At 52.1% G+C, this 12,175-nt stretch carries 12 protein-coding genes; 11 read left to right on the plus strand and 1 reads right to left on the minus strand.

Annotated elements, in window-relative coordinates:
- Positions 1-121: 121 nt before the first annotated feature.
- The 6 genes from topA to acnA all read left to right on the plus strand — a co-directional run bounded on the left by topA (position 122) and on the right by acnA (position 7,605).
- Positions 122-2,719: a type I DNA topoisomerase gene (gene topA / locus WB237_RS04385; RefSeq protein WP_114977042.1), complete on the plus strand. Its 2,598-nt coding sequence runs from the start codon at positions 122-124 to the stop codon at positions 2,717-2,719.
- 187 nt (positions 2,720-2,906) lie between these two features.
- Positions 2,907-3,881, plus strand: coding sequence for an HTH-type transcriptional regulator CysB (gene cysB / locus WB237_RS04390; RefSeq protein ID WP_006175683.1), 975 nt, complete (start codon positions 2,907-2,909; stop codon positions 3,879-3,881).
- Between the two features lie 338 nt (positions 3,882-4,219).
- Positions 4,220-4,360: a YmiA family putative membrane protein gene (locus WB237_RS04395; protein WP_223256796.1), complete on the plus strand. Its 141-nt coding sequence runs from the start codon at positions 4,220-4,222 to the stop codon at positions 4,358-4,360.
- A 2-nt stretch (positions 4,361-4,362) separates the two neighbouring features.
- Complete coding sequence (locus WB237_RS04400) at positions 4,363-4,533, plus strand: hypothetical protein (RefSeq protein ID WP_336210679.1); 171 nt, start codon at positions 4,363-4,365, stop codon at positions 4,531-4,533.
- 137 nt (positions 4,534-4,670) lie between these two features.
- Entirely contained in the window at positions 4,671-4,769 is a 99-nt protein-coding gene (gene ymiC, locus WB237_RS04405) for a small membrane protein YmiC (protein ID WP_223256802.1), read from the plus strand.
- A 160-nt stretch (positions 4,770-4,929) separates the two neighbouring features.
- The gene (gene acnA, locus WB237_RS04410) at positions 4,930-7,605 is read left to right on the plus strand and encodes an aconitate hydratase AcnA (RefSeq protein ID WP_336210682.1); all 2,676 of its coding nucleotides are present in this window, start codon (positions 4,930-4,932) and stop codon (positions 7,603-7,605) included.
- A gap of 37 nt (positions 7,606-7,642) precedes the next feature.
- Here the strand turns inward: acnA and ribA are convergent, their stop codons facing one another.
- Positions 7,643-8,233, minus strand: a complete 591-nt coding sequence (gene ribA, locus WB237_RS04415; RefSeq protein WP_028013401.1) for a GTP cyclohydrolase II — start codon at positions 8,231-8,233, stop codon at positions 7,643-7,645.
- Between the two features lie 197 nt (positions 8,234-8,430).
- Between ribA and pgpB the strand changes: the two genes are divergently transcribed.
- The 5 genes from pgpB to yciH all read left to right on the plus strand — a co-directional run bounded on the left by pgpB (position 8,431) and on the right by yciH (position 12,080).
- Positions 8,431-9,198, plus strand: coding sequence for a phosphatidylglycerophosphatase B (pgpB, locus tag WB237_RS04420; RefSeq protein WP_336210687.1), 768 nt, complete (start codon positions 8,431-8,433; stop codon positions 9,196-9,198).
- A 148-nt stretch (positions 9,199-9,346) separates the two neighbouring features.
- Positions 9,347-9,655 carry a LapA family protein gene (locus tag WB237_RS04425; RefSeq protein ID WP_023312067.1) on the plus strand — a complete coding sequence of 103 codons (309 nt, stop codon included), beginning with the start codon at positions 9,347-9,349 and terminating at the stop codon, positions 9,653-9,655.
- A 6-nt stretch (positions 9,656-9,661) separates the two neighbouring features.
- Complete coding sequence (gene lapB, locus WB237_RS04430; RefSeq protein ID WP_336210691.1) at positions 9,662-10,831, plus strand: lipopolysaccharide assembly protein LapB; 1,170 nt, start codon at positions 9,662-9,664, stop codon at positions 10,829-10,831.
- 185 nt (positions 10,832-11,016) lie between these two features.
- Positions 11,017-11,754: an orotidine-5'-phosphate decarboxylase gene (pyrF, locus tag WB237_RS04435; protein ID WP_336213473.1), complete on the plus strand. Its 738-nt coding sequence runs from the start codon at positions 11,017-11,019 to the stop codon at positions 11,752-11,754.
- Positions 11,754-12,080, plus strand: coding sequence for a stress response translation initiation inhibitor YciH (gene yciH / locus WB237_RS04440; protein ID WP_008501215.1), 327 nt, complete (start codon positions 11,754-11,756; stop codon positions 12,078-12,080). Before pyrF ends, yciH begins: the two co-directional genes overlap by 1 nt.
- The last annotated feature ends 95 nt before the right edge of the window (positions 12,081-12,175 follow it).

A 12,175-nucleotide genomic window follows, 5' to 3' on the forward strand; every position in this document is an offset into this window, starting at 1 on the left:
CCGGTAAGACAAAGGGGTTGATATCTCCTGACGCGGCCGCAATATCATTGGCTCGCCGTCAGCGGAAGGGAAATCAACGTGCGGCGTATTCCTGGAAGAATTAAATTAGGTAAAGGTGAATATGGGTAAAGCTCTCGTCATCGTTGAGTCCCCGGCAAAAGCCAAAACGATCAATAAGTATCTGGGTAATGACTACGTGGTTAAGTCCAGCGTGGGTCATATCCGCGATTTGCCGACCAGTGGCTCAGCCAGCAAAAAGAGCGCAGACTCTACCTCCACCAAAGGGGCCAAAAAGCCTAAAAAGGATGAACGTAGCGCGCTTGTCAACCGCATGGGGGTTAACCCATGGCATAACTGGGATGCACAATATGAAGTGTTGCCCGGGAAAGAAAAAGTCGTTAACGAGCTGAAGCAGCTTGCTGAAAAAGCAGACCACATCTATCTCGCAACCGACCTTGACCGCGAAGGGGAAGCCATTGCATGGCACCTGCGGGAAGTGATCGGTGGTGATGACAAACGCTACAGTCGTGTAGTGTTTAACGAAATTACGAAGAATGCGATTCGTCAGGCGTTTGAGAAGCCGGGCGAGCTGAATATCGACCGTGTAAACGCACAGCAGGCACGCCGTTTTATGGACCGTGTTGTGGGTTACATGGTTTCTCCACTGCTGTGGAAGAAGATTGCCCGTGGCCTGTCTGCAGGTCGTGTGCAGTCTGTCGCTGTGCGTCTGGTCGTTGAGCGTGAACGCGAAATTAAAGCCTTCGTACCGGAAGAGTTCTGGGAAGTTGACGCCAATGTGACCACGCCGGGCGGTGACGCTCTGCCGCTGCAGGTGAGCCATCAGAACGACAAACCGTTCCGCCCTGAAAACCGTGACCAGACCATGGCCGCCGTGGCGCTGCTGGAAAAAGCCCGCTACCAGGTACTGGAACGTGAAGATAAACCCACCAGCAGTAAGCCTGGGGCGCCGTTTATCACCTCTACACTGCAACAGGCCGCAAGTACCCGTCTGGGCTATGGCGTGAAGAAAACCATGATGATGGCCCAGCGTTTGTATGAAGCGGGTTACATCACCTATATGCGTACCGACTCAACCAACCTGAGCCAGGACGCGGTCAACATGGTGCGAGGGTATATCAGTGACAATTTCGGTAAGAAATATCTGCCGGAAAGTGCCAATCAGTTCGCCAGCAAAGAGAATTCTCAGGAAGCGCACGAAGCGATCCGTCCTTCAGACGTCTCTGTGTTAGCCGAGTCGCTGAAAGACATGGAAGCCGATGCGCAGAAGCTTTATCAACTGATCTGGCGCCAGTTCGTGGCGTGTCAGATGACGCCAGCGCAGTACGACTCAACCACGCTGACCGTCGGTGCAGGTGATTTCCGACTGAAGGCGCGTGGCCGTATCCTGCGCTTCGATGGCTGGACGAAAGTCATGCCAGCGTTGCGTAAAGGTGATGAAGACCGCACGCTGCCGGCGGTTAACAAAGGTGACGAGCTGTCTCTGGTCGAACTGATCCCGGCTCAGCACTTCACCAAGCCGCCTGCGCGCTTCAGTGAAGCCTCCCTGGTGAAAGAGCTGGAAAAACGCGGTATTGGCCGTCCGTCGACTTACGCGTCAATCATCTCGACCATTCAGGATCGCGGCTACGTACGCGTTGAAAACCGTCGTTTCTATGCAGAGAAAATGGGTGAGATCGTCACCGACCGTCTGGAAGCCAACTTCCGCGAGTTGATGAACTACGATTTCACCGCGCAAATGGAAGACAGCCTCGACCAGGTGGCCAGCCATCAGGCAGAGTGGAAAAAAGTACTGGACAGTTTCTTCAGTGATTTTACCGGTCAGCTTGAAAAAGCGGAGAAAGATCCTGAAGAGGGCGGCATGCTGCCTAACCAGATGGTACTGACCAGCATCGACTGCCCAACCTGTGGTCGTAAGATGGGGATCCGTACTGCAACAACGGGCGTATTCCTGGGATGCTCCGGTTATGCGCTGTCGCCAAAAGAGCGCTGCAAAACCACCATTAACCTGGTACCTGAGAACGAAGTTCTTAACGTGCTGGAAGGTGATGACGCAGAAACCAATGCCCTGCGCGCCAAACGTCGTTGTAAAAAATGCGGAACGGCGATGGACAGCTACCTGATCGATCCAAAACGCAAGCTGCACGTGTGCGGTAATAACCCAACGTGTGACGGGTATGAGATCGAAGAGGGTGAATTCCGCATCAAAGGCTATGACGGTCCGATTGTGGAGTGCGAGAAGTGTGGTTCTGAAATGCACCTGAAAATGGGGCGTTTCGGTAAGTACATGGCGTGTACCAACGACGAGTGTAAAAACACACGCAAGATTCTGCGCAACGGTGAGGTGGCGCCGCCGAAGGAAGATCCGGTTCCGCTGCCAGAGTTACCGTGTGAGAAATCAGACGCGTACTTCGTGCTGCGTGACGGCGCCGCAGGTGTCTTCCTTGCCGCCAACACCTTCCCGAAATCGCGTGAAACGCGCGCACCGTTGGTGGAAGAGCTGCATCGCTTCCGCGATCGTCTGCCTGAGAAACTGCGTTATCTGGCTGATGCGCCACAGCAGGATCCGGAAGGTAACAAGACTGTGGTGCGTTTTAGCCGTAAAACAAAACAGCAATACGTTGCGGCAGAGAAAGAGGGTAAAGCGACCGGATGGTCAGCCTTCTTTGTCGATGGCAAATGGGTTGAAGGCAAGAAATAATCTTCCCTTACCGTAACTTACTTGTAAAAGGGCCGGATATCCGGCCCTTTTTTATTACCTTGTTATTATTTTTTGTTCCGTACTATACAGTCAGGCTATAAATGATATAGTGGTTATAGTTAATCTGTTTTTTATTATTAAATCGTCTTAAGCGATTGACCGCATGCGCTAAATCGGATGGTCTGGCATGAAATTACAGCAGCTTCGTTATATCGTTGAGGTGGTGAATCACAACCTTAACGTCTCATCTACCGCTGAGGGGCTCTACACCTCGCAACCGGGCATCAGCAAACAAGTGCGTATGCTGGAGGACGAATTAGGTATCCAGATTTTCGCCCGCAGTGGCAAACATCTCACGCAGGTAACGCCAGCAGGACAGGAAATCATCCGCATTGCGCGGGAAGTCCTCTCTAAAGTCGATGCGATTAAGTCTGTGGCGGGGGAGCATACCTGGCCGGATAAAGGCTCGCTGTATATTGCTACGACGCATACCCAGGCGCGTTACGCCTTGCCTGGTGTTATTAAAGGCTTTATTGAGCGTTATCCACGTGTCTCTTTGCATATGCATCAGGGCTCACCGACGCAAATTGCTGAAGCGGTGTCGAAAGGCAACGCGGATTTTGCCATCGCAACGGAAGCACTTCACCTGTATGACGATCTGGTTATGCTCCCTTGTTACCACTGGAACCGTTCGATTGTGGTGACACCCGATCACCCACTGGCGGGCAAAGGGTCAGTGACTATTGAAGAGCTGGCGCAATATCCTTTAGTGACGTATACATTCGGTTTTACCGGGCGGTCTGAACTTGATACCGCCTTTAATCGGGCAGGATTAACGCCGCGTATTGTCTTTACCGCCACTGATGCTGACGTTATTAAGACCTATGTGCGGCTTGGCCTTGGGGTGGGTGTTATTGCCAGTATGGCGGTTGATCCGGTTTCAGACCCCGATCTGGTGCGCCTTGATGCGCACGATATTTTCAGCCACAGCACAACGAAAATTGGGTTCCGACGCAGCACCTTCCTGCGCAGCTATATGTATGATTTTATTCAGCGCTTTGCTCCGCATTTAACACGTGACGTGGTTGATACCGCCGTTGCATTACGCTCGAATGAAGATATTGAAGAGATGTTTAAAGACATCAAACTTCCGGCAAAATAATCACTCCCGGTATCTTTCCCTGAGGGAAAGATACCGAAATATCGGCTCAAAGCTAAATTAGAATTATCATCATCTACGCTTCCCCTGCCATATAATGTCATTACCCATTTAATCTGCATGGTTATAATGTCGTGAATTGGCGACAAAAGTAGAAACTAATTTGACGCTTCGCAAATATTTCTTTTCAGTTATTTATTTCTGGTCAAAAGATTGAATATTTCATACCTTCCGATGCATAAATTCACTGGCTTTTCGGCTAAAGTTTCTTTAGGATTTATCTCAACAGATGATTAATTGTACCAATTGTTTGGTCCTAAATGATAAGCGATGTCGATTGTATGAGGTTAGCAATGCCTTCTGGAAGTGAAGAACCGCAAAGGGATCCTGCGCTCAAGCGTAAAGCCTGGCTGGCGGTCTTTCTCGTCTCCGCCTCCTTTTGGGCGGTGGTTGCTTTCCTGGCCTGGAAATATTGGGGTTAACTATGGCACTGACGGTACGAACAGAGACGGTTAAACAGATGCGTCAGCATCGTGACAATGGTCACAAGGTGCGTAAAACACCTGTGAATGCTGTACCTGCATCCTGGAAACTGACACCGCAGCAGCAAGCCTTTATTGATGTGTTCGCGGAAGACGAACCCAAAAAACAATAATTTAGTTGATTGCGTAATGATGCAAATAGTCTGAATAGTGACTCTGCATTTTTGTACTCTTTAATAAATACACATCAGCAATATAGAGCCGAGGGCGACCTCGGAAACTTTTATAAATAATGCCTGGTGTCCCTATGATGAATAACATGACGTCTCATAAATACTGGTCATGGATCGGCGTTTTTACCGTGTCGATTCTGTTTTGGAGTCAGCTCATCTGGTTGGCCTTCCACTAAATTGTAAAACCTCGCTACGGCGGGGTTTTTTGTTTTCACCCTCTGAGTACGCCTGAATTTATCAATTCGGGTTGTTATCAAAACGTTACGGCATCTTTGTGTTATCTTTAATTACAGCCCTGATGATTGTCAGGACATCTCTGTAATTAAGGAGGAGCTTATGTCGTTAACCCTACGCGAAGCCAGTAAGGACACATTACAGGCAGAAAATAAAACCTGGCATTACTACAGCCTGCCGCTGGCTGCCAGGACGCTTGGGGACATTTCGCGTTTACCCAAGTCCTTAAAAGTTTTGCTGGAAAATCTCTTACGCTGGCAGGATGGTGATTCTGTCACCCTCGACGATATCCAGGCACTGGCGGGGTGGTTGAAGCAAGCCCACGCCGACAGAGAAATAGCTTATCGCCCGGCAAGGGTCCTGATGCAGGACTTTACCGGTGTCCCCGCTGTGGTTGATTTAGCCGCTATGCGTGAGGCCGTAAAACGCCTGGGTGGGGATACAGCAAAAGTGAATCCGCTTTCGCCTGTGGACCTCGTCATTGACCACTCCGTAACCGTCGACCACTTTGGTGATGATGACGCCTTTGGCGAGAACGTGCGTCTGGAGATGGAGCGCAACCACGAGCGTTATGTCTTCCTGAAGTGGGGACAACAGGCATTCAGCCGGTTTAGCGTCGTGCCACCAGGCACCGGAATTTGCCATCAGGTTAACCTTGAGTACCTGGGTAAAGCCGTCTGGAGTGAACTGCAGGATAAAGAGTGGGTGGCTTATCCGGACACGCTGGTGGGAACGGATTCACATACCACTATGATCAACGGCCTCGGCGTGCTGGGGTGGGGTGTCGGTGGCATTGAAGCCGAAGCCGCGATGCTCGGCCAACCGGTATCCATGCTTATCCCGGATGTGGTGGGCTTCAAGCTGACCGGCAAGCTGTCAGAAGGTATCACTGCCACCGATCTGGTGCTCACGGTCACTCAGATGCTGCGTAAGCATGGCGTGGTAGGTAAATTTGTTGAATTCTACGGTGATGGGCTGGATTCGCTGCCGCTGGCGGACCGCGCCACCATTGCCAATATGTCACCGGAATATGGCGCAACCTGCGGCTTTTTCCCCATAGATGATGTGACGCTGGAATACATGCGGCTTAGCGGTCGCAGCGAAGAGCAGGTCGCGCTGGTGGAAGCCTATACCAAAGCGCAGGGCATGTGGCGCAACCCGGGCGATGAACCGGTCTTCACCAGCACGCTTGAGCTCGATATGGGCAGCGTTGAAGCGAGCCTTGCCGGGCCGAAACGCCCTCAGGATCGGGTTGCGCTGAATGATGTGCCGAAGGCCTTTGCCGCCAGCAATGCGCTGGAAGTGAATGTGGCGCAAAAAGATCATCGCCCGATCGACTATGTCCTGAACGGGCATCAGTATCAGCTCCCGGATGGCGCGGTGGTTATTGCAGCCATTACCTCCTGTACCAATACCTCAAACCCCAGCGTATTGATGGCGGCAGGTTTACTGGCCAAAAAAGCGGTTGAGCTTGGGCTAAAACCTCAGCCGTGGGTCAAGGCTTCGCTGGCACCGGGCTCCAAAGTCGTATCGGATTACCTGGCTCAGGCCAAACTGACACCGTATCTCGACGAACTGGGCTTTAACCTGGTGGGTTACGGTTGCACCACTTGCATCGGTAACTCTGGCCCACTTCCTGAGCCGATTGAAACGGCGATCAAACAGGGAGATCTGACGGTAGGCGCGGTCCTTTCCGGCAACCGAAATTTTGAAGGGCGCATTCATCCGCTAGTGAAAACCAACTGGCTCGCTTCGCCTCCGCTGGTGGTGGCATATGCGCTGGCAGGAAACATGAATATCAACCTGGTGACCGACCCTATTGGTCACGATCGCAAGAATGACCCGGTCTACCTGAAAGATATCTGGCCGTCTTCGCGTGAGATCGCGCTGGCCGTTGAAAAAGTGTCAACCGAGATGTTCCGCAAAGAGTATGCGGAAGTCTTTGAAGGTACGCCGGAATGGAAAGCCATCAACGTCGCAGGGTCGGATACCTATGACTGGCAGGATGATTCGACCTATATTCGCCTGTCGCCGTTCTTCGATGAAATGCAGGCTGAACCTGCGCCGCTTAAAGATATCCACGGTGCGCGCATTCTGGCGATGCTGGGAGATTCTGTCACTACGGACCATATCTCTCCGGCAGGGAGCATCAAAGCCGACAGCCCGGCAGGCCGTTATTTGCAAAGCCGGGGTGTCGAACGGCGTGATTTTAACTCCTACGGGTCGCGTCGCGGTAACCATGAAGTCATGATGCGCGGCACGTTTGCCAATATTCGCATTCGTAACGAGATGGTTCCGGGCGTGGAAGGGGGCATGACGCGCCATCTGCCAGGTACGGAAGTCGTTTCGATTTATGATGCGGCTGTCAAATATCAACAGGAAGGTACGCCGCTGGCGGTGATCGCCGGGAAAGAGTACGGTTCTGGCTCAAGCCGTGACTGGGCAGCGAAAGGCCCGCGCCTGCTTGGTGTTCGTGTGGTCATTGCCGAATCGTTTGAACGAATTCACCGCTCGAATCTTATTGGGATGGGGATCCTGCCACTTGAGTTTCCGCAGGGCGTCACGCGTAAAACGCTGGGCCTGAGCGGAGAGGAGCAGATTGACATTAGTGGTCTGCAATATTTACAGCCTGGTAAAACGGTGCCAGTGAAATTAACGCGGGCAGACGGAAAAACCGAGGTACTGGAGTGCCGGTGTTGTATTGATACGGCAACAGAGCTGACCTATTACCAGAACGACGGTATTTTACATTACGTGATTCGTAAGATGCTGGATTGACGAAACCAGCCCGGCACGTGCGCCGGGCTTTTTGCTCTTACTCTTTCAGCAGGTGGCCCATTTTTGCGGCTTTGGTATCAAGATAGTGGGCATTTTTGGGATTGCGGCCCACAATCAGCGGTACACGCTCAACAATATTGATCCCCGCCTCGGTCAGGATTTCCACTTTTTTCGGGTTATTGGTCAACAGACGAACTTCATCTACACCCAAAAGCTTGAACATATCGGCGCACAGGGTGAAGTCACGTTCATCGGCGGCAAAGCCGAGCTGATGGTTCGCTTCCACCGTATCGTAGCCCTGGTCCTGCAGCGCGTAGGCGCGGATTTTATTCAGCAGACCAATGTTACGGCCTTCCTGACGGTGATAGAGCAGAACCCCACGGCCTTCCTCTGCGATGTGAGTCAGCGCTGCTTCCAGTTGGAAACCGCAATCACAGCGCAGGCTGAACAATGCATCACCCGTCAGACACTCCGAATGTACGCGGGACAGAACCGGCGTCTGCCCTGAAATGTCGCCGTACACCAGCGCGACATGATCCTGTCCGGTTGCCAGTTCTTCAAATCCCACCATCAGGAAATCGCCCCATGGGGTTGGCAGTTTGGCTTCTGCCACACGTTTAAGCTGCATGTGATTCTCCAGAGTAGGCTGACACGTGCCGTGCCTTTCGCCTGTTTTGCTTTCTGTATCAGTTCATTTTGCCACAAGCTCAGCATGTTCACCTAATGGGCACCATGCTATATGAACGTTAAACGCACGATCCGACATATCCACGTATCGAATAAATTTCAGTTATGATTGTGACGCTTAGCAAAAAAGGAGAAGACATGCTTTCAATCGCCAGACGTACGGCAGCAGGTGCGGCCATTTTACTGATTATGCCTCTGGCCGTATGGGTTTCGGGCTGGATGTGGCAGCCCGGGCAGAATGCGGCATGGCTGAAAACGTTATATTGGATAACGGAAACCGTCACCCAGCCGTGGGGAATTATTACCCATGTCCTTCTCTGCGCGTGGTTTCTGTGGTGTCTGCGTTTTCGACTGCGGGCGGCGCTAATGCTTTTTGCGATCCTCGGTGCTGCCATTTTGATTGGTCAGGGCGTGAAATCCTGGGTTAAAGATCGCGTTCAGGAGCCACGGCCTTTTGTCGTCTGGCTGGAAAAAACTCACCATATTCCTGTGGATGAATTCTACAATTTAAAACGTAAAGATCGTGGCGCACTGGTGAAAGAACAGCTTGCTGAACAGCAGGATATTCCGAAGTTTTTGCGTAAACACTGGCAAAAAGAGACGGGGTTCGCGTTTCCTTCTGGCCACACCATGTTTGCGGCCAGTTGGGCGTTACTGGGCGTTGGATTACTCTGGCCGAGACGTCGAACCGTGACTATCGTGATTTTACTGGTCTGGGCGACAGGAGTGATGGGCAGCCGCCTATTGCTGGGGATGCACTGGCCGCAGGACCTGGTGGTCGCTACGCTGATCTCATGGCTGCTGGTCACGCTGGCGACCTGGCTTGCCGAACGACTCTGCGGTCCGTTAACGCCACCGCTCGAAGAGAAAGAAGAAATTGCCGAACGGGAACAAAGTGACGGCTGATGGTTGATAATCCGTCTTTTGCCCATAAATCCATAGCTGGCGCGTTACTTTTTCCGTTTCGCGCTCGTCACTAAAATGGTAGTTTATAAGACTGATTGCGGTGAATTGAACACACTTTATTCGCTTGAACCACATAACGGGAAGTAATGTGAAATATTTACTCATTTTCTTACTGGTATTGGCGATTTTTGTCATTTCAGTCACATTGGGTGCACAAAACGACCAACAGGTGACGTTTAACTATCTGCTGGCGCAGGGCGAGTATCGGGTATCGAGCCTGCTGGCGGTCCTGTTTGCTGCGGGTTTTGCCATCGGCTGGCTGGTTTGTGGTCTTTTCTGGTTGAAAGTCCGTGTTTCTCTTGCGCGCGCTGAACGTAAAATTAAACGCCTCGAAAATAACATTGCGCCTGCGTCCGACATTCCGGAAAGCTCTGGTGTGCCGGTCGTGAAGGAATAATCGACTATGCTGGAGTTGTTGTTTCTGCTTTTGCCTGTAGCCGCAGCCTATGGCTGGTATATGGGCCGCAGAAGTGCGCAACAAACAAAGCAGGATGAGGCCAACCGACTCTCCCGTGACTACGTTGCGGGGGTTAACTTCCTGCTGAGTAATCAGCAGGACAAAGCGGTAGACCTGTTCCTCGATATGCTGAAAGAGGATACGGGAACCGTTGAAGCGCATCTCACCCTGGGGAACCTGTTCCGCTCACGCGGCGAGGTTGACCGCGCGATTCGTATCCACCAGACCCTGATGGAAAGCGCCTCCCTGACCTACGATCAACGACTCCTTGCGGTACAACAGTTGGGGCGGGATTATATGGCCGCAGGGCTGTACGATCGTGCTGAAGATATGTTCTCGCAGCTGGTGGATGAAACTGATTTCCGTATCGGCGCACTACAGCAGCTGCTGCAGATTTATCAGGCCACCAGCGACTGGCAAAAAGCTATCGATACCGCGGAACGTCTGGTTAAACTGGGTAAAGATAAACAGCGCGTTGAGATAGCTCATTTTTACTGCGAATTAGCCCTTCAGCAGATGGGCAGCGACGACATGGACAAAGCCATGACGTTGTTGAAGAAAGGCGCCGCCGCCGATCGTAATAGCGCCCGTATTTCGATCATGATGGGCCGCGTCTTTATGGCGAATGGCGATTACGCCAAAGCCGTTGAAAGCTTGCTGCGTGTTATCGACCAGGACAAAGAACTGGTCAGTGAAACGCTGGAGATGCTGCAAACCTGCTATCAACAATTGGGCAAGCAGGAAGAGTGGGTGGCATTCCTGCGTCGTTGTGTGGAAGAGAATACCGGTGCGACTGCAGAACTGATGCTTTCAGACGTGGTTGAGCAGTATGAGGGGAGCGACACCGCGCAGGTTTATATTACGCGTCAGCTGCAGCGTCATCCAACCATGCGGGTATTCCATAAGCTGATGGATTACCACCTGAATGATGCTGAAGAGGGGCGTGCTAAAGAGAGCCTGATGGTGCTGCGCGATATGGTGGGCGAGCAGGTGCGCAGCAAGCCGCGCTATCGTTGCCAGAAGTGCGGGTTTACGGCGTATACGCTCTACTGGCACTGTCCTTCATGCCGTGCATGGTCCACCATCAAGCCAATTCGCGGCCTCGACGGGCAGTAATTTTTTAAAACACTGCATTTTAGTTACAACATACTGATGGTTTTTACCTCTTCATGAACTCCGTGCGGTTTGCTAGCCTGGCAGGAAAGTAAATGGATTCTGTCAATTTGCGGCAGTGGCAGGTAGAATGCTCGCCGTTTATCTGTTCCGCGCCGCTGCGCGCCCATAGACGAAAAGGGCTGGTCATGACGTCTGTTACTTCCTCCACTTCCCGCGTAATTACGGATTCTCCTGTTGTCGTTGCGCTTGATTACAATAAGCGCGACGCTGCACTGGCCTTTGTCGACGGTATCGATCCTCGCGACTGCCGTCTGAAAGTTGGCAAAGAGATGTTCACGCTGTTTGGGCCGCAAATCGTACGCGATCTGCAACAGCGCGGCTTTGACGTTTTCCTCGACCTTAAATTCCATGATATTCCAAATACCACGGCACACGCTGTTGCTGCCGCTGCGGAGCTGGGGGTATGGATGGTTAACGTTCATGCGTCGGGTGGGGCAAGAATGATGACGGCCGCCCGCGAAGCGCTTCTGCCGTTCGGTAAAGACGCGCCTCTGCTGATTGCAGTCACCGTGCTGACCAGTATGGACGAAAGTGATTTACGCGACCTGGGTGTGACGTTGTCACCTGCGGAACATGCTGAATGCCTCGCACGTCTGACACAAAATTGCGGTCTTGATGGTGTTGTCTGTTCGGCTCAGGAAGCGGTGCGTTTCAAATCAGTCCTGGGGCAGGATTTTAAACTTGTTACCCCGGGGATCCGTCCCGCAGGCAGTGAAGTGGGCGATCAGCGCCGTATTATGACGCCTGAACAGGCACTGGCTGCAGGTGTTGATTACATGGTCATCGGACGTCCGGTGACGCAGTCAGCGAACCCGGCAGAGACCCTTAAGGCTATCAACGCGTCGCTGAAAAAGGGGGCGTAATGACCGATTCCAACAGCCGTCTTGTTTACTCTACCGAAAGCGGACGTATAGACGAACCGAAAACGAAAGTGGAACGTCCGAAGGGGGACGGTATCGTTCGGATCCAGCGTCAAACCAGTGGACGAAAAGGAAAGGGGGTCTGCCTTATCTCCGGAATTGATCTGGATGATGCGGAGCTGACAAAGCTGGCGGCTGAGCTGAAAAAGAAATGTGGCTGCGGCGGTGCCGTGAAAGACGGCATTATCGAAATCCAGGGTGATAAGCGCGATTTAATTAAATCTCTGCTCGAAGCCAAAGGCATGAAAGTCAAACTGGCAGGCGGCTAATATAAATGAGCCACGGCAATTGCCGTGGCTCGTGTTATATACGTGCGTAAGTCAGACCTGAAAATGCGTTCAAAATATCGCAATACGCAGGAGGC

Source organism: Enterobacter sp. P82 (genome assembly GCF_037053385.1).
Lineage (GTDB): Bacteria > Pseudomonadota > Gammaproteobacteria > Enterobacterales > Enterobacteriaceae > Enterobacter.